General features: G+C 60.6%; 22 protein-coding genes and 1 pseudogene. 16 read left to right on the plus strand and 7 right to left on the minus strand.

Going from position 1 to position 26706, the window contains the following annotated elements; genetic code table 11:
• Window positions 1-68 precede the first annotated feature (68 nt).
• From L4G42_RS11140 to edd, 4 genes are all read right to left on the minus strand, one after another.
• Complete coding sequence (locus L4G42_RS11140; RefSeq protein WP_272903969.1) at window positions 69-1529, minus strand: ATP-binding protein; 1461 nt, start codon at window positions 1527-1529, stop codon at window positions 69-71.
• A gap of 6 nt (window positions 1530-1535) precedes the next feature.
• Window positions 1536-2273, minus strand: coding sequence for a response regulator (locus L4G42_RS11145; RefSeq protein ID WP_237250716.1), 738 nt, complete (start codon window positions 2271-2273; stop codon window positions 1536-1538).
• Between the two features lie 208 nt (window positions 2274-2481).
• Window positions 2482-3447: a glucokinase gene (locus L4G42_RS11150; RefSeq protein WP_237250714.1), complete on the minus strand. Its 966-nt coding sequence runs from the start codon at window positions 3445-3447 to the stop codon at window positions 2482-2484.
• Window positions 3444-5270, minus strand: coding sequence for a phosphogluconate dehydratase (edd, locus tag L4G42_RS11155; RefSeq protein ID WP_192171800.1), 1827 nt, complete (start codon window positions 5268-5270; stop codon window positions 3444-3446). Before edd ends, L4G42_RS11150 begins: the two co-directional genes overlap by 4 nt.
• A 234-nt stretch (window positions 5271-5504) precedes the next feature.
• On the opposite strand from edd, the gene gap reads away from it, so the two are divergent.
• From gap to L4G42_RS11195, 8 genes and pseudogenes are all read left to right on the plus strand, one after another.
• Window positions 5505-6506 carry a type I glyceraldehyde-3-phosphate dehydrogenase gene (gene gap, locus L4G42_RS11160; RefSeq protein ID WP_237250713.1) on the plus strand — a complete coding sequence of 334 codons (1002 nt, stop codon included), beginning with the start codon at window positions 5505-5507 and terminating at the stop codon, window positions 6504-6506.
• A gap of 221 nt (window positions 6507-6727) precedes the next feature.
• Entirely contained in the window at window positions 6728-7243 is a 516-nt protein-coding gene (locus L4G42_RS11165; protein ID WP_237250712.1) for an RNA polymerase sigma factor, read from the plus strand.
• Between the two features lie 80 nt (window positions 7244-7323).
• Entirely contained in the window at window positions 7324-7566 is a 243-nt protein-coding gene (locus L4G42_RS11170; protein ID WP_419789366.1) for a FecR/PupR family sigma factor regulator, read from the plus strand.
• A gap of 319 nt (window positions 7567-7885) precedes the next feature.
• Window positions 7886-10105: pseudogene (locus L4G42_RS11175) on the plus strand (TonB-dependent hemoglobin/transferrin/lactoferrin family receptor); the annotation flags it as partial.
• Between the two features lie 88 nt (window positions 10106-10193).
• Complete coding sequence (locus L4G42_RS11180) at window positions 10194-10793, plus strand: biliverdin-producing heme oxygenase (RefSeq protein WP_237250710.1); 600 nt, start codon at window positions 10194-10196, stop codon at window positions 10791-10793.
• Between the two features lie 93 nt (window positions 10794-10886).
• The gene (locus tag L4G42_RS11185; protein WP_237250709.1) at window positions 10887-11333 is read left to right on the plus strand and encodes a YbaN family protein; all 447 of its coding nucleotides are present in this window, start codon (window positions 10887-10889) and stop codon (window positions 11331-11333) included.
• 178 nt (window positions 11334-11511) lie between these two features.
• Window positions 11512-11862, plus strand: a complete 351-nt coding sequence (locus tag L4G42_RS11190) for a DUF5064 family protein (protein ID WP_237250708.1) — start codon at window positions 11512-11514, stop codon at window positions 11860-11862.
• Between the two features lie 86 nt (window positions 11863-11948).
• Window positions 11949-13457, plus strand: coding sequence for a sigma-54-dependent transcriptional regulator (locus L4G42_RS11195; protein WP_237250707.1), 1509 nt, complete (start codon window positions 11949-11951; stop codon window positions 13455-13457).
• A gap of 120 nt (window positions 13458-13577) precedes the next feature.
• Here L4G42_RS11195 and L4G42_RS11200 read toward each other — a convergent pair whose 3' ends face one another.
• Window positions 13578-14321: an SDR family NAD(P)-dependent oxidoreductase gene (locus L4G42_RS11200; protein WP_237250706.1), complete on the minus strand. Its 744-nt coding sequence runs from the start codon at window positions 14319-14321 to the stop codon at window positions 13578-13580.
• 86 nt (window positions 14322-14407) lie between these two features.
• Here L4G42_RS11200 and L4G42_RS11205 point away from each other — a divergent pair, with 86 nt between their 5' ends.
• The 7 genes from L4G42_RS11205 to L4G42_RS11235 all read left to right on the plus strand — a co-directional run bounded on the left by L4G42_RS11205 (window position 14408) and on the right by L4G42_RS11235 (window position 22461).
• Entirely contained in the window at window positions 14408-14971 is a 564-nt protein-coding gene (locus L4G42_RS11205; protein ID WP_237250705.1) for a TetR/AcrR family transcriptional regulator, read from the plus strand.
• Window positions 14972-15260: 289 nt separating this feature from the next.
• Window positions 15261-15644 carry a glycine cleavage system protein GcvH gene (gcvH, locus tag L4G42_RS11210; protein WP_237250704.1) on the plus strand — a complete coding sequence of 128 codons (384 nt, stop codon included), beginning with the start codon at window positions 15261-15263 and terminating at the stop codon, window positions 15642-15644.
• 10 nt (window positions 15645-15654) lie between these two features.
• Window positions 15655-18513, plus strand: coding sequence for an aminomethyl-transferring glycine dehydrogenase (gene gcvP / locus L4G42_RS11215; protein WP_237259586.1), 2859 nt, complete (start codon window positions 15655-15657; stop codon window positions 18511-18513).
• A 174-nt stretch (window positions 18514-18687) separates the two neighbouring features.
• Window positions 18688-20064, plus strand: a complete 1377-nt coding sequence (locus L4G42_RS11220; RefSeq protein WP_237250702.1) for an L-serine ammonia-lyase — start codon at window positions 18688-18690, stop codon at window positions 20062-20064.
• A 69-nt stretch (window positions 20065-20133) separates the two neighbouring features.
• Window positions 20134-21255 carry a glycine cleavage system aminomethyltransferase GcvT gene (gene gcvT / locus L4G42_RS11225; protein ID WP_237250701.1) on the plus strand — a complete coding sequence of 374 codons (1122 nt, stop codon included), beginning with the start codon at window positions 20134-20136 and terminating at the stop codon, window positions 21253-21255.
• Between the two features lie 395 nt (window positions 21256-21650).
• Window positions 21651-21863 (plus strand): cold-shock protein, encoded by a 213-nt coding sequence (locus tag L4G42_RS11230; protein WP_003227496.1) that lies wholly within the window; start codon window positions 21651-21653, stop codon window positions 21861-21863.
• Window positions 21864-21957: 94 nt separating this feature from the next.
• Complete coding sequence (locus L4G42_RS11235; protein ID WP_237250700.1) at window positions 21958-22461, plus strand: RDD family protein; 504 nt, start codon at window positions 21958-21960, stop codon at window positions 22459-22461.
• 272 nt (window positions 22462-22733) lie between these two features.
• On the opposite strand, the gene lptG is transcribed toward L4G42_RS11235, so the two are convergent.
• On the minus strand, window positions 22734-23795 hold the full coding sequence (lptG, locus tag L4G42_RS11240; protein WP_237250699.1) for an LPS export ABC transporter permease LptG: 1062 nt from the start codon (window positions 23793-23795) through the stop codon (window positions 22734-22736).
• Window positions 23788-24906 carry an LPS export ABC transporter permease LptF gene (gene lptF, locus L4G42_RS11245; RefSeq protein WP_237250698.1) on the minus strand — a complete coding sequence of 373 codons (1119 nt, stop codon included), beginning with the start codon at window positions 24904-24906 and terminating at the stop codon, window positions 23788-23790. The genes lptG and lptF overlap by 8 nt, the downstream gene beginning before the upstream one ends.
• A gap of 305 nt (window positions 24907-25211) precedes the next feature.
• Here lptF and L4G42_RS11250 point away from each other — a divergent pair, with 305 nt between their 5' ends.
• The gene (locus L4G42_RS11250) at window positions 25212-26702 is read left to right on the plus strand and encodes a leucyl aminopeptidase (protein ID WP_237250697.1); all 1491 of its coding nucleotides are present in this window, start codon (window positions 25212-25214) and stop codon (window positions 26700-26702) included.
• Window positions 26703-26706 lie beyond the last annotated feature (4 nt).

Raw genomic sequence — 26706 nt, forward strand, 5'->3', positions numbered from 1 at the left:
ACATCCTGTGTTGCCGGGAAAAATTTTCGCGGGCAAGCGCGCTCCTACAGGGGAGATCCGGCGCCGGATTACTCCGCGCCACGCGGCAAATACAGCGTCACCCGCAGGCCGCCCTCACGCATGTTCTGCAACGTCACTTCGCCGCCATGGCTATGGGCAATATTGCGGGCGATTCCGAGCCCCAATCCATACCCCTGCTGGTGTTTGCCGGCCAGCCGGAAGTGTGGCTCGAAGACTTGTTCCATCCGCTGCTCCGGCACACCCGGGCCTTCGTCTTCGACGTGCAGAATGAACGCATTGGCATCGTCCTCCACAAACAGGTGCGCACGGTCGCCGTACTTGATGGCGTTGTCGATCAGGTTGCCCATGCACCGGCGCAGCGCCAGTGGCTTGCCGTAGTACATCGACATCGCATTGCCCTGCAACGTGACACGGCCCGCGCCGTCGGGGGCGAGATAAGGTTCGATCAGGCAATCCAGCGCGTGGTTGAGGTCGACCGGCTCGATGTTCTCGTGGATGTCGGTGTCCTTCACGCACTGCAACGCGCCTTTGACCAGCAGCTCCAGCTCATCCAGATCGCGGGTGAATTTGGCCTGCATCTGTTCGTCTTCCAGCAGCTCGACGCGCAGCCGCAGGCGAGTGATCGGGGTGCGCAGGTCGTGGGAAATCGCACTGAACAACTGGCCGCGTTCAGTCAGGTAACGGCTGATGCGGTCACGCATAGTGTTGAACGCGCGGGTCACCTCCACCACTTCACTGCCGCCGCCCTCCACCACCGGCTCGACGTCGGCACCCAACGACAGATCCCGCGCAGCATGGGCCAGACGCTTGAGCGGGCCGCTTTGCCAATGCACGAGCAGGCCGATGAAGACCAGCAGAAAAATACTCGTCAAGGCAATGAACCAGACTTGCTGCGAGGGCAGACCTTCCGCCTCGAGCATGGTGTAGGGCTCAGGCAGCAGCGAGGCGATGTACAGCCATTCGCCGGGCGACAGCTCGATCTGCGTGACCAGCACGGGCGGATTGACCGGTTCGAGGGTCAGCGCGTAATGGGCCCATGAGCGCGGAAGTTCGTCGAGCCTCAAGCCGCTGTTGAAAATCCGCAGGTCTTCGGGACGCACGAAGCGCACGAGGATATCCGGGTCGGCTCCGAGGTTCTGCCGCAGCACCTGGCCGACCACATCGATGACCGCCGTCTTGCGCACGGTAGGCTCAAGCACCTGCATTTCCAGCGGACGATCGTTGAGCGACACGAAGAAACGCGTGCCGCCCATGCTGCGCAGCTGATCGAGTACCAGCGGCCGAAAAGCGACAGGCAACGAGCGGAAGTAACTCACGCTCGCCGCCATGGAAAAACCCAGGCTGCGGGCACTGGTGACCAGGCCTTCCATCTGCGTGGCGCGCAATTGTGAGAGCCAGATCAGGCTGGACAGGGTTTGCGCCAGCAACACGGCGAGCAAGGTCAGCAGCAACATGCGCCCGAGCAGCGAGCGCGGCACCGGCAAGCGGCGTTTCTTGTCGGCCACCATCAAGGGCTAGTAACCGTTGCCGGCTTGCGGCTGCACATTGGCTGCCAGCAGATAACCACTGCCTCGCACGGTACGGATCAATCGTGGCGCCTTCCCGGTGTCACGCAAACGCTGACGCAGGCGGCTCACTGCCATGTCGACGATGCGCTCAAGCGGCATCAGCTCACGGCCACGGGTGGCGTTGCCGATGGTGTCGCGATCGAGAATCTGTTGGGGGTTGTCGAGGAACAGTTTGAGCAGCGCGAAATCGGCGCCGGACAAAATCACTTCTTCACCGTCGTTGTGGAACAGCCGATGACTGACCATGTCCAGCCGCCATTCATCGAACACCAGCACTTCACCACCGCTGCGCTCCTGGCCGAACTGGGCGCGACGCAACAACGCCTTGATTCGGGCCTGAAGTTCACGGGGGCTGAAGGGTTTGGCCATGTAGTCATCGGCGCCGAGTTCCAGACCGATAACGCGATCGGCCTCGTCGGAGCTGGCGGTGAGCATGATGATGGGAATATGCGGCTGACGCGGATGCTGCCTGACCCAGCGACACAGGCTGAAGCCGTCTTCATCGGGGAGCATGACGTCGAGGATCAGCAGGTCGCTGGCCTCTTCGTTGAATGCCTGACGAAATTCGGCCCCATCGCCGACCGTGCGCACCTGAAAACCGGACCGGCTCAGGTAGGCTTGCAGCAACTCCCGAATCTCCTGGTCATCGTCGACCACCAGAATCGATTTACTGACAGCGTTCACATGGTCGTCCTTGTGAGCAATGGATTGTTGTTATGGGCACAAATAACACATCAGCCTGACGATTGGGTTCACCAGCGAACCGGCTTCCACGAAACCCATCGCAGGCATAAGCCACTGTAGGAGCGCGCCTGCCCGCGAGGACGGCAGTCAATCCAACACATCCTGGTCGCCAGAGCAATTTTTCGCGGGCAAGCGCGCTCCTACATGTCTAGGCCTGCGCGAGCTGGGTCTGATCCAGCGCCACGCCAGCACCCATCAAGCCCGGGTACTCAGCCGTGACCAGCCAGACCGGCACGTCATTGAAATAATCCTTCATCAATCCCTTCTCGGCGAACGCCTTGTTGAAGCCGCTCTGCATGAAGAAATCAACGAAGCGCGGAATCACGCCACCGGCAATATACACGCCGCCGCGTCCGCCGACAGTCAGTACGTTGTTACCCGCTACGCGCCCGAGGAACACGCAGAACTGCTCCAGCACCGCGCTGGCGACCGGATCGCCCTTGAGCGCCGCCGAGGTGATGGCCGCCGGGGATTTGAGTTCGGGCTCGATCTCGTCCAGCCCGCAGCTGACCTGGTAAAGCAGTAACAGGCCGGCGCCACTCAGAATTGTCTCGGCGCTGACGTGCTCATGGGTCGCCATCAAACGCATCCACAGCAGGGCCTCGCGAGGCGTGCCGATCGGCAGATCAACGTGACCGCCCTCCCCGGGTACGGCTGACCAGCGGGCTTCGCCAGAGCGGATCAACGTGCCGACGCCCAATCCGGTGCCGGGCCCGATCACTACCCGCGCACCACGAGGATCGCCCTTGCCATGGCGCACGGTCAGGTACTCGTCGTCCTTCAGGCGGGTCATGCCCAAGGCCATGGCAGTGAAGTCGTTGACCAGGATCAGGTGGTCGATCTTCAGCTCGGCGCAGAACGCCTGCCGGTTGATCTTCCAGTGGCTGTTGGTGAAGTGGAAATCGTCGCCGGTCACCGGCCCGGCCACGGCCAGGCAAATGGAGGTGACATCACCGCGCTGCAATTCCAGGTCCTGCAGATAGACCGTCAGGGCCTTTTCAGGGCTGGCGTAATCGACCGTTGCGAACACGCGGATCGAATGCAACTGATCGTCTTCCCAAATGGCAAACCGCGCATTTGTGCCGCCGATATCACCCACCATCGCCAATGTCACTTGAGCGTCTCCAGATTCGAAGTAAAGGCGCTGGCACCCTTCTCTGCCGAGCTGAAGGCCATGCGCATGAAGCCGAACAGTTCGCGCCCGCTGCCCACGTTATGTGACAAGCGACCGATGGCCGGCTCTCTGGCGGCCAATTCTGCCGGTTCGACCAGAACTTGCAACGTTCCTTTCACGCCATCGACACGAATGAGATCCCCATCACGCACCAACGCCAGCGGTCCGCCGTCGGAGGCTTCAGGGCAAACGTGAATCGCCGCCGGGATTTTCCCGGACGCGCCGGACATACGCCCGTCAGTAATAAGCGCCACTTTGAACCCACGGTCCTGCAGCACGCCCAGAAACGGCGTCATCTTGTGCAGCTCCGGCATGCCGTTGGACCGCGGCCCCTGGAAACGCATGACCGCCACAAAATCGCATTCCAGTTCACCGGCCTTGAAGGCGTCCGCGAGGTCTTGCTGATCTTCGAAGACTTTGGCGGGTGCTTCGACGATCTGATGCTCCAGCGCAACGGCGGAGACTTTCATCACGCCACGGCCCAGGTTGCCTTCCATGACCCGCAGGCCGCCCTCGGCCGAGAACGGACGTGCGATGGGGCGCAGGACGTTTTCGTCGAGGCTTTCGATCGGGCCATCGCGCCATACCAGCGTGCCTTCTTCCAGGAACGGTTCCTGGGTATAGCGACGAAGACCACGGCCCATGACCGTATTGACGTCTTCGTGCATCAGGCCGGCATCGAGCAGCTCGCGGATCAGGAAGGACATGCCGCCGGCGGCCTGGAAGTGGTTGATGTCGGCTTTGCCGTTCGGGTAGACGTGGGACAGGGTCGGCACGACTTCCGAGAGATCGGCCATGTCCTGCCAGGTCAGCTGAATGCCCGCGCACTGGGCAATCGCCGGCATGTGCAGCGTGTGGTTGGTGGAACCGCCCGTCGCGTGCAGGGCAACAATCGAGTTGACCAGCGAACGTTCGTCCACAATCTCTCCGAGAGGGATGAAGTCGCCGCTTTGTTTAGTCAGACGCGTAACCTGGAACGCCGCCTCGCGTGTCAGAGCATCGCGTAGCGGCGTGTAAGGATTGACGAAAGAGGCGCCCGGAAGATGCAGACCCATGACTTCCATGAGCAACTGGTTGGTGTTCGCCGTGCCGTAGAACGTGCAGGTGCCCGGGCCATGGTAGGACTTCATCTCAGAATCCAGCAGCTCTTCGCGAGTTGCTTTGCCTTCGGCGTAGCGCTGACGCACGTCGGCTTTCTCTTTGTTGGAGATGCCCGACACCATCGGCCCGCCCGGCACAAAAATCGTCGGCAGATGACCGAAACGCAGCGAGCCCATCAGCAAGCCCGGAACAATCTTGTCGCAGATGCCCAGCATCAGCGCGCCGTCGAACATGTTGTGGGACAACGCCACGGCCGTTGCCATCGCAATGACTTCTCGGCTGGCGATACTCAACTCCATGCCCGGCTCGCCTTGGGTGACGCCATCGCACATCGCCGGAACACCGCCGGCAAACTGCCCCACCGAGCCGATTTCGCGCAGCGCTTTTTTGATCTGTTCGGGGAAGTGTTCGTACGGCTGATGGGCCGAGAGCATGTCGTTATAGGAAGAGACAATGGCAATGTTGGCCGCATTCATCATGCGCAGGCTGTTCTTGTCTTCGGGACCACATGCCGCGACGCCGTGGGCGAAGTTGGCACATTGCAACTTGCCGCGCATCGGCCCGTCGCTCGCCGCACCCCGGATCAATTGCAGGTAGCGTTGACGGGTTTCACGGCTGCGAGCAATCAGCCGTTCGGTTACCTCAAGGACGCGGGGATGCATGTCATGGACTCCAGGCTAGCGGATGTGGTCACCCGTTCAGGCGCTTTCACCAGGCTGCGATCAAATCCGGGCTCAGACGTGAGCGGCGGCAAGCACTTGATTTTCAGCCAGTTGTGACGGCCAGACGGGTTTCTATTTGTAGATAAAACAAAATACTGCCACTAAAAGGGGTTGTTTTCTATTTTTATGAGAATAATCTTGTAATTCCAACAACAAATTCTTGAGGACGGGTGTATGACTCTCCGCATCGCAATCAATGGCTTTGGCCGAATCGGCCGCAACGTCCTACGCGCACTCTATACCCAAGGCTACCGTCAAGACCTGCAAGTCGTCGCCATCAATGACCTGGGCGACAGCGAGATCAACGCCCACCTCCTGAAATTCGACACCGTGCACGGGCCGTTCGACGGCACCGTCGAACACGATCAGGAAAGCCTGACCGTCAATGGTGACCGAATTGCGGTCAGCGCCATCCGCAACCCGGCCGAGCTGCCGTGGAAATCCCTGAACATCGACGTGGTGTTCGAATGCACCGGTCTGTTCACGGATCGCAACAAGGCCGCCGCGCACATCACCGCCGGCGCCAGGAAAGTGATTATTTCAGCACCGGCCAAAGGCGCTGATGCGACGATCGTCTACGGCGTCAACCATGACGTGCTGCGCCAGTCCCATCAGGTCATCTCCAACGCGTCGTGCACCACCAACTGCCTGGCGCCGGTCGCTCAGGTGCTGAACCGTGAGCTGGGCATCGAGAGCGGTCTGATGACCACCATCCACGCCTACACCAACGACCAGAACCTGATCGACGTCTACCACACCGATCCGTACCGCGCGCGTTCGGCGACTCAGTCGATGATCCCGAGCAAGACGGGCGCTGCCGAAGCGGTCGGTCTGGTGCTGCCGGAACTGGCGGGCAAGCTGACCGGCATGGCCGTGCGTGTGCCGGTGATCAACGTGTCGCTGGTCGACCTGACCATTCAGCTCAAGCGCGATGCGACAGCCGAAGAGGTTAACGCGATCATGAAAGAAGCGGCGCAGCATTCGAAAATCCTCGGTTACAACACCCTGCCGCTGGTGTCCCACGACTTCAATCACAACCCTCTGTCGTCGATCTTCGATGCGAACCACACCAAAGTCAGCGGTCGACTGCTGAAGGTGCTGGCGTGGTACGACAACGAATGGGGCTTCTCCAACCGCATGCTGGATAACTGCCTGGCGTTGATGAACGCCGAGTAAGTAACGGGATCACCCTGTGTAGGAGCGAGCTTGCTCGCGAAGACGGACTTCAAGCCGCTGGATAGTCAGCGGATGCACCGATCTCTTCGCGATCAAACTCCCTCCCTCAGTAATGACTGCCGTCCCGGTGAACGGCCCTTACAATCTGTGCAAATCCCTGCCTTGACCTGACCTCCAGATGATAAGCATTATCATCTGCTGAATTCTGGTCGGGTGTCCCCGTGACTCAGTCGCACTTCAATACTGTCTTTCTCGCCCGGCGAACCATGCTGTTGCGCACGCTTCAGCGCATGGTCCGCAGCCACACCACCGCCGAAGACCTGCTCCAGGAAACTTACCTGCGTGTCACCCGCGCGCTCACCGAGCGAGCCATCGAGCACCTTGAACCCTTCGTTTTCCAGACCGCGCGCAATCTGGCGCTGGATCATCTGCGCGCCAGGCGCACTCACGCGCGCACCATCATTGACGATGCGCCGATTAGCGATATCCATAATGTCGTCGCACCCGACTCCGCGCTGGAGGATGCCGCCCACGCCATCCGTCTGCTGGAAAGCCTGAGCGCGAGCCTGGAAACCCTGTCGCCCCGGCAGCAGAAAATCTTCACCCTCAGTCGGCTCCACGGCGCGAGTTATCTGGAGATCGCCGAGCAACTGGGGGTGTCCACCAGCACCGTGCAAAAAGAACTGAAGCTGATCATGACGGTCTGCCTGAGCGTGGCCGCGCGTCTGGATCACTGAGCATCATCCGCAAGAATCGTCAGCTGGTGCTTGAGAGTGACGCTACACTGCCGCCCAAACCGTGGAACCGAGGACGCTGCTTGACGGACGCCCAATCACCCCGCCGCACCCAGGCCGAGGCGGCGCGCGCCGAGACGATGGATCAGGCCCTGACTTGGCTGATCGAACTGGAAATCGCCGATGCCGCAACACACGCGCGTTTTCTGGAATGGCTCGAAGCCGATCCCGCCCACCGCGAAGCGTTCGCCAGCGCCGAAGCCGTGTGGCACTCGCAACCGGTGTTCGATGCCGCAGCGGTGCTGGCTGCGCGGAAAAAAACATAGCGCCGGACTGTGCTCGCCCGCCTGCGGCGCCATTGCTTCGAATCTGGTGTCCTGACACTCACCGAAATTATTTTTACGCGATAGCCGCAGCCCGTACGTCTAGTCATAGCCAATGCAATTGATTCCTATTTGAATCATCTCGCAACAACTATGACGACCCGCACGACAGGGAGCGCTATCCATGCTGTCCAGCTTCAACCTCGTACCACTCTCCTCACCCAAAGCCACTCACCACTTCGGGCTTTCGCTGCTGACGATCGCCATTTTCACTGCAGCCCTGCACAGCCCCGCCGTCGCTGCCGCCGAGCAAGACAGCGCGCTGGAACTGGAGCAAATCACGGTCAGCGCCACGCGTCAGGCGCAATCAGTGGATTCGGTGCCCAGTACGGTGACGGTACAGGACCGCGCGGCACTGGATCGGCGCAACGTCAACAGCATTCGCGACCTGGTACGCGACGAGCCTGGCGTTTCCGTGGGCGGGGCTGGCCAGCGCGCGGGCACCAGCGGGTACAACATTCGCGGCATCGATGGCGACCGGATCCTGACGCAGGTGGATGGCGTCGAAGTGCCGGACAATTTCTTCCAGGGTCCCTTCGCCAATACTCACCGCAATTACGTGGATCCGGAGATCATCAAGCGCGTCGAGATCCTGCGCGGACCTGCGTCGGCACTGTATGGGAGCAGCGCCATTGGCGGGGCGGTGAGTTATTACACCCTCGACCCCGAGGACATCATCAAGCCGGGCAAAGATGTCGGTGCCCGCCTGAAAACCGGCTACAGCTCGGCCGACAACAGCTGGCTGAACTCATCCACGGTTGCCGGCCGCGCGGGGGATGTGGACGGTTTGCTGCACGTCAGTCAGCGCAACGGCCACGAGACCGAGTCCTACGGTGAGCATGGCGGGACCGGGCTGTCCCGCACGGCGGCCAACCCGGAAGACGCCCGCGCCACCAATGTGCTGGCAAAGCTGGGCTGGAACTATGGCGACAATGATCGTCTGGCGTTCACTTACGAGAAGTACAAGGACGATACCCATACGAATCAGAAGAGTGTGGTGGGAGGGCCTTTCAACGAGGGTCGTGGCTTCGGCTACTACGGTTCACGCGAAGGGAACGACGTTATCACTCGAGAGCGGTTTGGCCTGGAAAACAGTTTTGCGCTGGACAGTCTGTTGGCCGACAACGCCAAGTGGAGCTTGAACTATCAGATTGCCAAGACTGATCAAAATACCTTTGAAAGGTATTTGCCCTCTAACCCCAGAAGCGGGGCGGTTTTGCGAGATGTCTGGCGCACGCGCGACACCCAGTACAAAGAACGCCAATGGATCCTCGACGCACAGCTGGATAAAGCATTCGACATTGGCGACACCCAGCACTTGCTGACGTACGGCACGACCCTCAAGCAACAGAAGGTGACAGGGCTTCGAACAGGATCAGCCACCTGTGCGTCGGTCCTCGGAAGCTGTCGCACTCTCGGCGCAGTCAGTACCACCTCGTCGGACATCGTTGCACCCACCAACGACTTTCCGAACCCGACGATCACCAGCTACGCCTTGTTCGCCCAGGATCAGATCAAATGGGGCGACTGGACCTTCATGCCCGGCGCCCGCTACGACTACACCGCGCTTGACCCGCATGCCACGGACTCATTCCTGAAGAGCGTCAACCTGACCAGCAAGAGCCAGTTCGACGACAGCACGAAAAAATGGCATCGCCTGTCACCCAAGCTAGGGCTGACGTATGCGTTCAACGACGCCTACACCTGGTACGGCCAGTACGCCGAGGGTTTCCGCACGCCGAGCGCCAAGGCGTTGTATGGCCGCTTCGAGAACACCCGGGGCAATTACGTCGTCGAGCCCAATCCCGACCTGAAACCGGAGACTAGCAAAAGCTACGAAACCGGCCTGCGCGGTCACTTCGACGAGGGCACGTTTGATCTCGCGGTGTTCTACAACACGTACCGCGACTTCATTAATGAGGACGCGGTGATTCCCGCCAAGTCCACCACCACGACCTTCCAGTCCAACAACATCAAGCACGCCACGATCAAGGGCATCGAGCTCAAGGGTCGTTTGAACCTGGACAGCTTCGGCGCACCCGAAGGCCTCTACACCCGAGGCTCGCTGGCTTATCTGTACGGCCGCAACAACGACACCGGCCAGCCCATCAACAGCATCAACCCGCTCACCGGCGTGCTGGGCCTGGGTTATGACCAGAACACATACGGCGGCTTGCTGAACTGGACGCTGGTCAAACGCAAAACGCGCGTCGACACCCGCAACTACTACGCCCCCGACGGTGCTACCCGGTTCAAGACCCCGGGCTTCGGTCTCGTTGACCTCACGGGTTATTACAAAGTCTCCGACGACGTCACGGTCAGCGGCGGCCTGTACAACCTGGCGGACAAAAAATACTGGCTGTGGGACGACGTGCGCGGCTACGACAGTGTCGGCGAAGCAGGCGCCACCGCCCCCGCCAACCTCGACCGACTGACCCAGCCAGGCCGCAATTTTGCCGTCAACGTGGTGTGGAACATCTGATCGAGTCCCGTTGCAGGCGCGTGATTTTTACGCTCCTGCGACGCTTGCTCGTCTCGTCAACAAGCGCCTCATTTACAAGGAAGACCCCATGACCGACCACTCGATTCGTCGCTCGCAACGACTGAACCAGATCACCCATGCCCCCCATGAACAACTCGACAAAGCGGTGAAAGCCAACGCGCCGTTCGAAACGCTGGCCAGCTACCGCCGGTTCCTCAGCGCCCAATACCTGTTTCAGGAAGAACTGAAAACGCTGTACACGCACCCGCAGTTGATCGAGCTGATTGCCGACCTGCCCGATCGCTGCCGCGCCGAACAGGCCAAAGCCGATCTGCTCGACCTTCAGGCTCCCTTTCCCGGCCCCGTCGCCGGTGCCGTCGATGCGCCCAATCTTGCCGAGGCGCTGGGCTGGCTGTTCGTGTCGGAGGGTTCGAAGCTGGGCGCCGCCTTTCTGATCAAACGCGCCGTGGCCTTGAACCTCAGCGAGACCTTCGGCGCCCGCCATCTGGGAGAACCGTCAGGCGGTCGAGCCGATGGCTGGAAACGCTTCATCAGGATCATTGACGATCTGCCGTTCAACGCCGAGCAGGAGCGCGAGATAGACCGCGGTGCGGTGGCGGCCTTCGAACGCTTCAACGTGCTGCTGCAACACGCCTACGCTCCAGCGTCTGAAGCCGAACCGGCCTGACGCCGGGTCTTTTGGGCTCGGCACTGATAAGCTGAGCGCCTTTGCGGGACGTGAAAATCCCGCAACACCTGCTCACTCTGCATTACCGAGACCATGACCAGTACTCCACCCGGCAGCAAACTGTCCCGCATCCTGTTTGGCATTCTCGCCTACGTGAGCCTGACCATCGGCATCATCGCGATTTTCATTCCGGGCCTGCCCACCACCGAATTCATTCTGCTGGCGGCATGGGCGGCAACGCGAAGCTCGCCGCGTTTAAGCGCCTGGCTTGAAAACCATCGGCTGTTCGGACCGATGCTGAGCAACTGGCGAAACGGCAAGATGATTGCGCGCAAGGCTAAGATCAGCGCCACGGTCACCATGCTGATCTGCGCGGTCATGATGCTGGTGCTGCTGAAACACAATTGGTGGATCTACTTCGCAGTGGCCGGAATGGTGCTGGTCAATCTGTGGATATGGTCACGGCCTGAGCCTTCTCGCCTTTCGCCCGCACAGCCGCTGTCTCCGTCGCCCAATCGTAACGACACTCCCGGACACTGAAATGTAGGACCTGCTTTAGCCGGGAAGAGGCCGGTTTGAACACTGTCAGTTCCGGGGTGTGACGTCTGACGCTTTCCCGGCTAAAGCCGGTCCCACAAACCTCGCGTCGCGTATGAACCCGAGGCGGCCCCATGGGTCTGTCTTCTTAGGTGCATTCACTTTCCCAGGAGCCATCGTCATGTTCGAGCCAGGTCATCTGCACATCGTCCACCCCGCTCTGCAACCACACGATGTCGGCTACGACCTTCATATCCGTTACGAAGTCAGCCAGACCGATTCGGGTCCGGGCATGCAGTTCACCCTGGAAGGCGACATCAGTGGCCAGGCGGTCAATGAAACTTTCGAACTGCCCAAGGACAAGGCCTACAACTTCGCCAGCGAGGCCTCGCGCAGACTCGAGAAGCATGGCCTGCCGAGAACCACCGACCTGCACGCGATGCACGGCGAGTACGACCAGATGTTCGAGGACATCCGCCACAAGCTCGACATGAAATCCGGTGATCCGGTGAAGCCGGAGCATCTGGAATAGACCAGCGCGCTTTCACGGTCTCGGGATGGGCAATGAGATTACTGGCATAATCGCCCACCTCACTCCCGCGAACCCTATCCCTCCCCATGCGCATTCACGTCACGTTCATTGACCGCGTCGGCATCACCCAGGAAGTGCTGGCCATCCTCGGCGCGCGCAACCTGAACCTCGATGCCGTGGAAATGGTGCCGCCGAACGTCTATATCGACGCGCCGACGCTGAGCCATGACGTGCTTGAAGAACTCAAGGACCGGCTGTTTCGCGTGCGCGGCGTGGAAGCGATCACGGTGGTCGACATCCTTCCCGGCCAGCGCCGCCACTTGCAGCTCGACGCCCTGCTGGCAGCGATGACCGACCCGGTGCTTGCCCTCGACAGTGCCGGCCATGTGTTGCTGGCGAACCCGGCGCTGGTTGCGTTGTATGGCCGGGAACCGACGGGCGAGTCGATTGGCGAGCTGTTTTCCGATGCGGGCCTGCAATCGGCGCTGCTGGAAAACGGCTTTCGCCTGCCGCTGCGGGAAGTCACGCTGAACGGCGAAGCCTTGCTGCTGGACGCGACGCCGATCACCAACGCGGGCGCATTGCTGACCCTTTATCAACCGAGCCGAATCGGCGAACGCCTGTCCGCACTGCATCACGATCACGCCGAAGGCTTCGATGCGCTGTTAGGCGACTCAGCACCGATCCGCACGCTTAAAGCCCGCGCACAGCGGGTCGCGGCACTGGACGCGCCGCTGCTGATTCAGGGCGAAACCGGTACGGGCAAGGAACTGGTGGCGCGGGCGTGTCATGCAGTGAGCGCGCGCAACGGAGCGCCTTTTCTCGCACTGAACTGCGCGGCGTTGCCGGAGAACCTCGCCGAAAGTGAACTGTTCGGTTACGCACCTGGCGCCTTCACCGGCGCTCAACGGGGCGGCAAACCCGGCCTGATGGAACTCGCCAACAAGGGCACGGTGTTTCTCGACGAGATCGGCGAAATGTCGCCATACCTGCAAGCCAAACTGCTGCGCTTTCTCAATGACGGCAGCTTTCGGAGGGTAGGCGGCGACAAGGAAGTGCAGGTCAACGTGCGCATCTTGAGCGCCACCCACCGCGACTTGGAGAAAATGGTCGCGGAGGGCACTTTTCGCGAAGATCTCTTTTATCGCCTGAACGTGCTCAACCTGGACGTGCCACCGCTGCGTGAACGCGGTCAGGACATCCTGATGCTGGCGCGCTATTTCATGGAGCAGGCCTGCACGCAGATTCAGCGACCGGTCTGCCGCCTTGCGCCGACTACATACCCTGCCCTCCTTGGCAATCGCTGGCCGGGCAACGTTCGCCAGTTGCAGAACGTGATCTTCCGCGCAGCGGCCATTTGTGACAGCTCGCTGGTCGACATCGGCGACCTCGACATCGCCGGCACGTCGGTGGCGAGGGGCAGTGATGGCGAAATCGAAAGCCTTGAAGCGGCGGTCGAGGATTTTGAAAAGTCGCTGTTGGAAAAGCTCTACAGCCAGTATCCCTCGACGCGCCAATTGGCCGCGCGACTACAGACATCCCACACGGCGATCGCCCACCGCTTGCGGAAATACGGGATTCCGGGGAAAGACTGAAAAGTGATACACCCGGACGAGATGTCCTGTCGCACACAGGCCGCGCAGTCGCTCAAGACTTCTCGACTACGCTCGATATTGCATTACCCGGTATGGGGCTCGACGAAATTAGCCCGAGGCCTAGATGGCGGCCACACCGCCATCGACAAAAAGCTCATGTCCAGCGACAAAGCTGCTCTCGCTCGATGCCAGGAAGAGGACTGCCCGTGCTACCTCGTTCGGTTCCCCCAACCGCCCAAGCGGAACGCTTTTATTCAGCGCCTCTTCGACCTCTGGTTGTGAGTCGAGGTAACTTCGGATCATGCGTGTTTCCGTTCCACCCGGCGAGACCACTTTCACGCGAATGCCTTGCTCCTTGAGTTCATTCGTCCAGCTTCGGGCGAACGAGCGCACCGCCGCCTTACTGGCGTTGTAAATAGACTGGTTTGGCAGGCCCTTGCTGCCAGCGATGGAGCCGTTCAGGACGACGGCACTTCCCGCTTTCATCAGTGGCAGCGCTTTTTGCACGGTGAATACCATGCCTTTGACATTGACGTTAAAGGTCGAGTCGAAGTGCGTATCGTCAATCGCATCGAGTGGAGCGCCCTCGTAAATGCCCGCATTGGCGAACACGACATCGACCTTTTGGTGGTCGCGCTGGATTTGATCGTAAAGCCGAGCGACATCAGCAGCGTTGGCGACGTCACCCTGCACACCGACCGCCCCGTGGCCGATTTCGTTGACGGCTTCGGTGAGCAGTTCCTGCCGGCGCCCTGTGATGTATACGTATGCACCTTCGGTGGCGAAAAGTTTCGCCGTTGCGAGGCCGATGCCATCGCTGCCACCCGTTATCACTACGACTTTGTTTTCGAAGCGCCTAGTCATTTCCCGGTACCCATCTAATAAGTGGAGGATTGCTCCACATAAGATATGGAGGTAGCCTCCGCTTGACAAGCGAAAGAGGAAAAAAATTGAGTACTGAACCTGGCCTCCGGGCTGACGCGCAGAAAAACCGCGAACTGATCCTTACTGCCGCCGAGGCGCTTTTCCTGGAAAAAGGAGCGGGCGTTTCTTTGGAAGAAGTTGCCAAGCGCGCAGGCGTTGGCATCGGTACGCTTTATCGTCGCTTTCCCACGCGCGAGGCACTGTTGGCTGCTACCAGCAATGAGCGTTTCTTGTCGCTGGCGGAGACCAGCCGTGCGCGCGACCCGGATCTCACCCCTGGCGAGGCGGTGCGAGCTTATTTAGAGGAGCTGGCCAAGGACACGAGCACTTATCAAAGCCTTGCTGCTTCGATCGGGATGGTTTTCCAGTGCGGGACGCCAGGGTGTACTGCGATCACCGCAGAAGGGCATCGACTCCTCAAGCGTGGACAAGAGGCAGGCACCATCCGCCGCGACGTCACTTACGAGGATTTCATTTACGTAATAACTGCCATTTCCCTCGCGATTGAAAATGACGGTTCATCTAAAACGCGTATTGGGCATTTGGTAGATCTGTTCCTGAATGGCATAAGCGTGAAAGATCCGGATTAAAAGGATTCACTGCGAATGAGAGCGCACTTGCGTGGAATGATTTCGAAACACCGTATTGAAATCATTCCAACCGCCCGCACCTCAGGTCCCGTAGGCCGTCGCTCATTCACCCCTGCCTGAACATACGTACCGCGTATCGATTTCGTTCCAGCAGCTGCCCCGCGAAAACACACAGCCATCGCCCGAAACCAACGTTTACGGCACCCTCCCCCACCTTGGCCGCAAACTTGCTATGCACTCCCCCATCACGCCCGGGCATAACGGGCGATTTGCCATCTGGGGAGATTTCATGAGCGAGTTGCGTTTTACCGAAGACCACGAGTGGCTGCGCGCCGAAGCTGATGGCAGCGTCACAGTCGGCATCACCGCCTTTGCGCAGGATGCACTGGGTGACGTGGTTTTCGTGCAACTGCCGGAGCTGCAGTCCTACGACAAGGGCGCAGAAGCGGCCACCGTCGAATCGGTCAAAGCCGCCAGCGGCGTGTACATGCCCCTTGATGGCAAAGTCGTCGAAACCAACCCCGCGCTGGACGCCAACCCCGAACTGGTCAACGAAGAACCGCTCGGCCAAGGCTGGTTCTTCCGCTTTATTCCTTCCAATCCCGATGCTGTCGGCCAATTGCTGACCCAAGACGCCTATGATCGTCTGATCAAAGCCAACGCCGAAGCCTGAGGAGCGCGCAATGACTGACCGTATTGAACTGAGCACCGCCAACGAGTTCATCGCCCGCCACATCGGCCCGCGTGCCGCTGATGAAAAAGCCATGCTCACCACCCTGGGTTATGACTCCCTCGATGCGTTGACTGCCAGCGTCATCCCTGAATCCATTAAAGGCACCAGCGTTCTCGGCTTGTCCGCCGGGCAAAGCGAAGCCGACGCGCTGGCCGACATCAAAGCCATCGCCGGCAAGAATCAGCTGTTTAAAACGTACATCGGCCAGGGTTACTACAACACCCACACGCCGGCGCCGATCCTGCGCAACCTGCTGGAAAACCCGGCGTGGTACACCGCTTACACGCCGTATCAGCCAGAGATTTCCCAAGGCCGTCTGGAGTCGCTGCTGAACTTCCAGACCCTGATCAGCGACCTGACCGGCCTGCCGATCGCCAATGCCTCGCTGCTCGACGAAGCCACCGCCGCCGCCGAAGCCATGACCTTCTGCAAACGCCTGAGCAAGAACAAGAGCAGCAACAAGTTCTTCGCCTCCGCCCATTGCCACCCGCAGACCCTCGACGTGCTGCAAACCCGCGCCGAGCCGCTGGGCATTGAAGTGGTTGTCGCGGACGAGTCTCAACTGACCGATGCCAGCGAGTTTTTCGGCGCGCTGCTGCAATACCCCGCCAGCAATGGCGACGTGTTCGACTACCGCGAACTGGTCGAGCGCTTCCATGCCGCCAACGCCCTGGTCGCCGTGGCAGCGGACCTGCTGGCCCTGACCCTGCTCACCCCGCCCGGCGAATTTGGCGCTGACGTGGCCATCGGCAGTGCGCAGCGCTTCGGTGTGCCGCTGGGTTTCGGCGGTCCGCACGCGGCCTACTTCTCTACCCGCGACGCCTACAAGCGCGACATGCCCGGCCGACTGGTCGGTGTGTCCATCGACCGCTTCGGCAAGACTGCCCTGCGCTTGGCCATGCAAACCCGCGAGCAACACATTCGTCGCGAGAAAGCGACCAGCAACATCTGCACCGCGCAGGTTCTGCTCGCCAACATCGCCAGCATGTACGCCGTGTACCACGGCCCGCGTGGCCTGATGCGCATCGCCAACCGCGTGCATCACCTGACCGCGATTTTCGCCGAAGGGCTGAGCCAGCTGGGCTTGAAGGCCGAGCAGTCATTCTTCTTCGACAGCATCACCCTGAACACCGGCGCCAAGACCGCCGACTTGCACGCCAAGGCGCGGGCACACGAGATCAACTTGCGTGAAGTAGACGTCGAGCGTTTGGGCGTTTCGCTGGACGAAACCACCAAGCAAGCCGACGTCGAAGTGCTGTGGTCTCTCTTCGCTGCAGAAGGTCAGGCCCTGCCTGATTTCGCCGCGCTGGCTGACAGCGTGGAAGCGCGCCTGCCTGCCGAGTTGAAGCGCCAGTCGGCAATCCTCAGCCATCCGGTGTTCAACCGCTATCACTCCGAAACCGAGCTGATGCGCTACCTGCGTCGCCTGGCGGACAAGGACCTGGCGCTGGATCGCACGATGATCCCGCTGGGCTCGTGCACCATGAAGCTCAACGCTGCCAGCGAGATGATCCCGGTGACCTGGGCCGAGTTCGGCAACCTGCACCCGTTTGCCCCGGCCGAGCAAAGCGCCGGTTATCAACAACTGACCGATGAACTGGAAGCGATGCTCTGCGCCGCCACCGGCTATGACGCGATCTCCCTGCAGCCGAACGCTGGCTCCCAGGGCGAGTACGCGGGTCTGCTGGCGATCCGCGCTTACCACCAGAGCCGTGGCGATGAGCGTCGCGACATCTGCCTGATTCCGTCATCGGCCCACGGCACCAACCCCGCCACCGCCAACATGGCCGGCATGCGCGTGGTCGTGACGGCTTGCGATGCCCGCGGCAACGTGGATATCGAAGACCTGCTCGCCAAGGCCGTCGAGCACCGCGAGCACCTGGCGGCGCTGATGATCACCTACCCGTCGACCCACGGCGTATTCGAAGAAGGCATCCGCGAAATCTGCGGCATCGTTCATGACAACGGCGGCCAGGTGTACATCGACGGCGCCAACATGAACGCCATGGTCGGCCTCTGCGCGCCGGGCAAGTTCGGCGGCGACGTGTCGCACCTCAATCTGCACAAAACCTTCTGCATTCCCCACGGCGGCGGCGGCCCGGGCGTTGGCCCGATCGGCGTGAAATCACACCTGGCGGCGTTCATGCCGGGTCACGCCAGAATGGAGCGCAAGGAAGGCGCGGTCTGCGCGGCGCCGTTCGGCAGCGCGAGCATCTTGCCGATCACCTGGATGTACATCCGCATGATGGGCGGCGAAGGCCTCAAGCGCGCCTCGCAACTGGCGATCCTCAACGCCAACTACATTTCCCGTCGTCTGGAAGAGCACTACCCCGTGCTCTACACCGGCAGCAACGGCCTGGTTGCGCACGAATGTATTCTCGATCTGCGCCCGCTGAAGGAAACCAGCGGTATCAGCGTTGATGACGTCGCCAAGCGCCTGATCGACTTCGGCTTCCACGCCCCGACCATGTCCTTCCCGGTCGCGGGCACGTTGATGATCGAGCCGACCGAAAGCGAATCGAAAGAGGAGCTGGACCGCTTCTGCGACGCCATGATCAAGATCCGCGAAGAAATCCGCGCGGTCGAAAGTGGTGTGCTGGACAAGGACGACAACCCGCTGAAAAACGCGCCGCACACTGCCGCTGAGCTGGTAGGCGAATGGAGCCATCCGTATAGCCGCGAGCAAGCCGTTTACCCGGTGGCGTCGTTAATCGAAAGCAAATACTGGCCGCCGGTCGGTCGCGTCGACAACGTGTTCGGCGACCGCAATCTGATCTGCGCCTGCCCGTCCATCGAAGACTACGCATAAGCGGCAGTTCCAGGCGCTCCGATGTGTTTGCATCAGAGCGCCGATCTCTGGAGGAGCCAGCTCGCTGGCGAACTCGTTCATCATAAACATTCATGTTGACTGATCTGACGCGTTCGCCAGCAAGCCGGCTCCCACAGGGACTTTACCTAATAAGAACAATCCCGGAACCCAATCATGTCGCTGAGCGTATTTGACCTGTTCAAGATCGGCATTGGTCCCTCCAGTTCCCACACGGTGGGCCCGATGCGAGCGGCGGCGCGATTTGCCGAAGGCTTGCAGCGCGATGGCCTGCTGGAAACCATCATCTGCGTCAAAGTCGAGCTTTACGGCTCACTCGGCGCCACCGGCAAAGGCCACGGCAGCGACAAAGCCGTACTGTTGGGCCTTGAAGGTGAGCATCCCGACACTGTCGATACCGAAACTGTGGCGGCTCGGCTGCAACAGATTCGCAGCAGCGAACGCCTGAACCTGCTCGGCCAGCACAGCATCGAATTCATCGAAAAGCATCACCTGGCGATGATCCGCAAACCCTTGGCCTACCACCCCAACGGCATGATTTTCCGTGCCTTCGATGCCTCCGGCCTGCAAGTGCGCAGCCGAGAGTATTACTCGGTCGGCGGGGGTTTCGTGGTCGATGAGCAAGCCGCTGGCGCAGACCGCATCGTGGAAGACCAGACGCCGCTGGTGTATCCCTTCAAAACGGCACGGGATCTGATGGCACACTGCACCGCCAGCGGGCTTTCGATCAGCCAGATCATGCTGGCCAACGAAGCCGCGTGGCGCCCCGAGACCGAGACCCGCCAAGGCCTGTTGCACATCTGGCAGGTCATGCAGGACTGCGTCGAAGCGGGTTGCCGCAACGAAGGCATCTTGCCGGGCGGCCTGAAGGTCAAACGACGTGCGGCAGCGCTGCATCGCCAGTTGTGCAAAAACCCGGAAGCCGCGCTGCGTGATGCATTGTCGGTGCTCGACTGGGTCAACCTGTACGCGCTGGCGGTCAACGAAGAAAACGCCAACGGCGGCCGTGTGGTCACCGCGCCCACCAACGGCGCGGCCGGCATCATTCCGGCGGTGCTGCATTACTACACGCGCTTCATCACCGGGGCGAACGAGGATGGCGTCGTGCGTTTCCTGCTCACGGCGGCGGCCATCGGCATTCTCTACAAAGAGAACGCCTCGATCTCCGGCGCCGAAGTCGGCTGTCAGGGCGAAGTCGGCGTGGCCTGCTCCATGGCGGCCGGCGCGCTGTGCGAAGTTCTGGGCGGCAACGTTCAACAAGTGGAAAACGCCGCTGAAATCGGTATGGAACACAACCTCGGTCTGACCTGCGACCCCATCGGCGGCCTTGTTCAAGTGCCGTGCATCGAACGCAACGCCATGGGTTCGGTGAAGGCCATCAACGCCGTGCGTATGGCTTTGCGCGGCGACGGCCAGCATTTTGTCTCGCTGGATAAAGTGATCCGCACCATGCGCCAGACCGGCGCCGACATGAAAAGCAAATACAAGGAAACAGCCCGTGGCGGGCTGGCCGTGAACATCATCGAGTGCTGACATCAGCCCGAATTCATTGGATTCCCTGCCCTGCGCAGGGAACCCGGAACCGCTTTCAAGGAGTCCCCCATGACCACCGAATTGCTGAAGACCCCGCTCAACGCCCTGCACCGTGAACTCGGCGCGAAAATGGTCGAATTCGCCGGCTACGACATGCCTGTTCAGTACCCCGCCGGGGTCATGAAAGAACACCTGCACACCCGCGATCAGGCCGGCCTGTTCGACGTTTCGCACATGGGTCAGATCCTGTTGAGCGGGGCGAACGCAGCGAAAGCGCTGGAAACCTTGGTGCCGGTAGACATCATCGATCTGCCGGTCGGCATGCAGCGCTACGCGATGTTCACCAACGAAAACGGCGGCATTCTCGACGATTTGATGGTCGCCAACCTGGGTAACAATCAGCTCATGCTGGTGGTCAACGCCGCCTGCAAGAACGAAGACCTGGCGCACCTGAAGCAACACATTGGCGGCCAGTGCGAGATCAAGCCGCTGTTCGACGAACGCGCATTGCTCGCCCTGCAAGGTCCGCATGCCGTCACCGCACTGGCGCGGCTGGCGCCGGAAGTCGCGAAGATGACCTTCATGCAGTACACCTCGACGAAGATCGACGGCATCGACTGCTTCGTCAGCCGCTCGGGCTACACCGGTGAAGACGGTTACGAGATTTCGGTGCCGGCGGATCAGGCGCAATCCCTGGCGCGTCGACTGCTCGCGGAGCCTGAAGTGGCGCCGATCGGCCTGGGCGCGCGCGACTCGCTGCGACTGGAGGCCGGCCTTTGCCTCTACGGCCATGACATGGACGCCGACACCACGCCGATCGAAGCGAACCTGCTGTGGGCGATTTCCAAAGTGCGTCGTGCCGACGGTGCGCGTGCAGGGGGTTTCCCCGGTGCCGACAAGATCTTCGCCCAGCACCAAAGCGGTGCGGCGCGCAAACGTGTAGGCCTGTTGCCGCAAGAACGTACGCCGGTGCGCGAGGGCGCTGAAATCGTTGACGCTGATGGAACGACCATCGGGATAGTCTGCAGCGGCGGCTTTGGCCCGACGCTGAGCGCGCCATTGGCGATGGGCTATGTCAACGCCAGTTTCACCGCGCTGGAAACACCGGTCTGGGCAATCGTCCGCGGCAAGAAGGTTCCTATGCAAGTGACGAAAACCCCTTTCGTTCCGCCACGTTACTTCCGCGGCTAAGTAACATCGTCAAAAAATGCGGCACCGCAACAGTGCATTAAACTGTGCGAGTGCCGCAGTCTGACGCCAGCGTTAAGTGCATTCAAAACTGTCAAAATATTGAACTTCGATAACCCTCTAAACAGTAAAAACTATCGATCTCCCGAACGTGGTTAATGTTTTTAAAAAAGCCGAAACCCCCCATGAATACTGGCCCAAACGGGGCTTGTTTTTTCGACGAGAGTTAGCGTAGAGTTTCTCGACTGTGTTTGCATGGGTCGCTGGGATCGTGACCCGGGCAGTAGCGCCAAAAGCAATGCTACATCCCGCTCTACGTTTCTTCTTCCTGCAACCAGCCCAGTACTCTTTCGTGTGAAAGAGACTGTCATTAATTTTATGCGCTTGGGAATAAGAAAATGTCTACACGTCAGAGCGGCACCGTTAAGTGGTTTAACGATGAAAAAGGTTTTGGTTTTATCACTCCTGAAAGCGGTCCGGATCTGTTCGTCCACTTCCGCGCTATTCAAGGCAACGGCTTCAAAAGTCTGAAAGAAGGCCAGAAAGTGACGTTCGTCGCGGTGCAGGGCCAAAAAGGCATGCAGGCTGACGAAGTACAAGCTGAAGCCTGATTAGCAACGCAAAAGCCCCTGATGGCCAACATCAGGGGCTTTTTTTGGCCTGTGATTCCGTAAACTGCCCGCTCCCGTGTGAACGAGCGCTGCCATGACCTCAGCTGACAATGACGCGCAGGTGTTACGCCCCCAAGGCGACTTTCCCGCCGTGGGATTGGGCCGGCGCATGGCTGCGATCAGCTACGACGCGCTGCTGTGCGTGGCGCTGATGATGGTCACCACCTTCCTCTACAAGCTGGTCTGGATGGGGGTTGTCGGCGAAGCCAGACTGCGCCAGCTCTCCGAGTCCGGCGCTCTTGATGCCGACCCGCTGCTGTCCTCGATTTTGCTGATCACGCTGTTCGGCTTCTTTGCCCATTTCTGGACCCACGCGGGCCAGACCCTGGGCATGCAGGTCTGGGGAATACGCGTGCAGAACGCCAATGGAACGGCCATCAGCCTGTGGCAAGCACTGCTGCGCTTCGTCGTCGCCATCGCATCGTGGCTGTGTATCGGGCTGGGTTTCTTCTGGAGCCTGTACGACACACAGAAACGCTGCTGGCATGACCTGTATTCCGAGACACAACTGGTGCGAGTCCCCAGAACCAACAAGTGAGCCCGCCCAGGAAAAGCCGACACTCCCACCATTTACCGGAGAGATACGGTCCGCGGGAGCCGGCTTGCTGGCGAAACCGATCAACCGGTGCCATCCAGCGACTGACACGACGCGTTCGCCAGCAAGCCGGCTCCTACAGAGTTTCGCGTACATCCGCAGCTGATCATCAGCCGCAGTTCAGTGGAGAAACGCACTCGCGGACTTCCCCTACCTGTGCAATGCGCCCACAAAAAAGCCGACCCTGGGGTCGGCTTTTCTGAACGCAGCAGGTATCAGCCAGCGCGACGCAGCAGCCAGATGCCCGCCAGGGCGCATACACCTGCCGGAATCAGCACGGCGAAGAGTGGCGAGAAGCCGAACACAAGGCTCGACGGGCCCAGCAGATCCTGAGCGATGCGGAAGGTGAAGCCCACGAGCACGCCCGTGAAGACACGTTGCCCCAACGTCACCGAGCGCAACGGCCCGAAGATGAAGGAGATCGCCATCAGCACCAGCGCCACAGTCACCAGCGGCTGAAGAATCTTGGTGTAGAACGCCAGCCAGTAACGACCGTTGTTCAACCCCTGATCGGCCAGATAACGCGCGTAGCCATAAAGTCCGGTCATCGACAGCGAATCAGGCGGCAGGACCACCGTGCTCAGCAACTGCGGGCTCAACGCGACGTTCCAGCGCTCTTCAGGGGCGGTGACCACTTCGGTGCGGCCGTCGTGGAACACCGTCGTGGTGACGTCTTTCAACAACCAGTAATCGGTCTTGAAGTTGGCCTGCTTGGCGAAGCTTGACGTCAGCATGTGGCGCTGGTCGTCGAAATGGTAACGGGTGACGCCATACAGCAGCCCGTTCGGTTGCACCGTGTTGATGTGGATGAACTCCTCACCCTGACGGTGCCACAGACCGTGCCTGGCGCTCTGCGCGTCGCCGGTGCCTTGAGCCAGCGAGCGTGCGGCCTGGGCCGAGGCTTCGGTTACCGGCGCAACGTACTCGCCGATCAACAGCCCGGCCACCATCAGCACCAGCATGGGTTTCATGACCGCCCAGACGATACGGCCAATCGACACACCGGCGGCACGCATGATCGTCAGTTCGCTGCTGCTGGCCAGCGCGCCGAGACCGATCAGGCAACCGATCAGCGCGGCCATCGGCAGCATGTCGTAAAGGCGGCGCGGCGCCGTCATCACGACAAAGCTGCCAGCGTCCCAGAAGGTGTAGGTGTCACTGATGTCGGCCATCTCGTCGATGAAGGCGAACAGCGAGGCCAGCCCGAGGATGATCCCCAGTACGGCGAGGATCGCCATGAACACGCTTTTGCCGATGTAACGATCAAGCTTAACCATGAGCCACCCCCGACACGCTGCGGCGACTTGCGATCTTCAGGCGCAGAGGCTCCCAGTAGAGCAACGCCAGTCCGATGGCCAGAAACAGCGCATGCACCCACCACAGGCCGAGGCCCATCGGGATCTTGCCCTTCTCCAGCGCACCGCGCGCAGCAATCAGAATGGTGAGATAAGCCATATAAAGAAGAATCGCCGGAAGGAGCTTGAGGAAGCGACCCTGACGCGGGTTGACCCGGGCCAGCGGCACGGCCATCAGCGTCACGATGAACACCAGGATCGGCAGCGAAACCCGCCATTGCAGCTCGGCCCTGTTGCGCAGGGTGTCTTCGCCATTCAGCAATTCGCTGGTGGAGATGGCATCGCGGTCGGTGATCTCATCGCTGATGTCCGGCTTGGGCAGCAAGGCGCCGTAGGTGTCGTATTTGATCGCGCGGTAATCGGCCTGACCGGGGTTGCCGTCGTAGCGATAGCCGTTATCGAGAATCAGGTATCGCGTGCCATCGGGCTTGATTTCCTGCCGGCCTTTTTCAGCGACCAGCACGGTGATGCCGTGGTCTTTCTTCTCGTCGAGCTTCTTCTCGGAGATGAACACGCCGCCCAGGTTGATGCGGTCGTCGCTCATGGTCTCGGTGTAGGTCACGCGGCTGCCGTCACGCAGAAGCTGGAAGCGACCCGGCACCAGCGTGTCGAATTCGGTCATCGCGTCCTGCTTGTTGATCAGCAGCTGGAACTGGGTCGCGCCCTGGGGGGCGAGGCTGAAGCTGAGCCAGGCAACCAGCAGCGAGACCAGCGCAGCCGGGGCGAGGGTGATCAGCAGCAGGCGTTGCTGGCTCATGCCGGTGGCGGCCAGTACGGTCATTTCGCTTTCGAGGTACAACCGGCCGTACGCCAGGAGAATCCCGAGGAACAACCCCAGGGGGAGGATCAGTTGCAGGAAGCCCGGCAGACGGAAACCCATGATCAGAAACAGCACGCCCGGATCGAGTATGCCCGATGCGGCCTGGGCCAGGTATTTGATGAAGCGGCCACTCATGATGATTACCAGCAGCACAGCACTGACAGCGCTCAGGGTAACCAGCACTTCTCGGGACAGGTAACGGAAGACAATCAAACCAGACACTCCAGGGTTGTCACGCTAAGGCGGCATGACAATGAAATGGATCAGCCATGATGCGCGGGACGGCGAACCACCAAAAAAATATGCGGCATTATCCTGTGATTGGGTGTGTCTGTCACTGCGCGCGCGGGATACTTCTGCAACCGGCACACGCGCGCACCCGGACGGGGTTGTCATCCATTGGCTCGCAGGGTCAAACTGCGGGCCTTGCCGCAGGCATGCCGGTGTAAATACCTCTGCGCCGCTGCCGAGCCGTGTGCTCAAGTGCGATAACTCACAGTTTATTCGGGGACCCCGACATGGAATTGGTTGTTAAAAGCGTCAGTGCAGAAACCTTGAAGACCGCCACACTGGTGGTTGCCGTCGGTGAAGGCCGCACGCTGAGCGATACCGCAAACACCCTCGACACCCTGAGCGGCGGCGCCATCAGCGCTGTACTCAAGCGCGGCGACCTGTCGGGCAAGATCGGCCAGAGCCTGTTGCTGCACAGCCTGCCCAACCTGAAAGCCGAACGCGTATTGCTGGTCGGTTCAGGCAAAGAGCCGGAATTGAACGATCGTCAGTTCCGCAAAATCATCAGCGGCGCGCTCAGCACCCTGAAAAGCCTGGGTGGCGTCGATGCAGCCTTTGCCCTCGATCAACTGAACGTCAAGAATCGCGACGTTTATGGCAAGAACCGCCTGTTGGTCGAGACCCTGGCCGACGGCGAATACGTCTTCGATCGGTTCAAGAGCCAGAAAGTCGATCCTCGCGCCCTGAAAAAAGTCATCCTGCTGACCGCCAAGGCCAACGTCGCCGACGTCGAGCGCGCGGCCAAACATGCACAAGCCATCGCCGCCGGCATGGCCGTGACCCGTGACCTGGGCAACATGCCGCCGAACATCTGCCACCCGACCTACCTGGGCGAGCAGGCCAAGGCAATGGGCAAAGCCAACAAGGGCCTCAAGGTCGAAGTCTTCGATGAGAAAGACATCGAAAAGCTGGGCATGGGGTCGTTCCTGGCGGTCGGTCAAGGCAGCGCTCAGCCACCACGCCTGATCGTCATGCAGTATTCCAACGGCAAGAAAAGCGAAAAGCCTTTCGTGCTGGTCGGCAAAGGCATCACCTTCGACACCGGCGGCATCAGCCTCAAGCCGGGCCTGGGCATGGACGAAATGAAATTCGACATGTGCGGCGCCGCGAGCGTTTTCGGCACGTTGAACGCCGTGCTCGAACTGCAACTGCCGATCAACCTGGTGTGCATCGTCGCGGCGGCTGAAAACATGCCGAGCGGCAACGCGACGCGTCCGGGCGACATCGTCAAGACCATGAGCGGCCAGACCGTCGAGATCCTCAACACCGACGCCGAAGGCCGTCTGGTGCTGTGCGACGCGCTGACCTACGCCGAACGCTTCAAGCCACAGGCCGTGATCGACATCGCCACGCTGACCGGCGCTTGTGTCGTCGCACTGGGCGGTCACACATCCGGCCTGCTGGGAAACAGCGACGCGCTCATCACGCAGGTACTGGAAGCCGGCAAGCGCGCCGACGACCGTGCCTGGCAGCTGCCGTTGTTCGATGAGTACCAGGAGCAGCTGGACAGCCCGTTTGCCGACATCGCCAACATCGGCGGACCGAAGGCCGGCACCATCACCGCAGCGTGCTTCCTCTCGCGCTTTGCCAAAGCCTACGAGTGGGCGCACCTGGACATCGCCGGTACGGCATGGCTGAGCGGCGGCAAGGACAAAGGCGCAACGGGCCGTCCGGTTCCGCTGCTGACCCAATACCTGATCGACCGCGCTGGCGTTTAAGCCG

The sequence above is a fragment of the Pseudomonas petrae genome, from assembly GCF_021728295.1.
In the GTDB taxonomy this organism is placed as follows: Bacteria; Pseudomonadota; Gammaproteobacteria; order Pseudomonadales; family Pseudomonadaceae; genus Aquipseudomonas; species Aquipseudomonas petrae.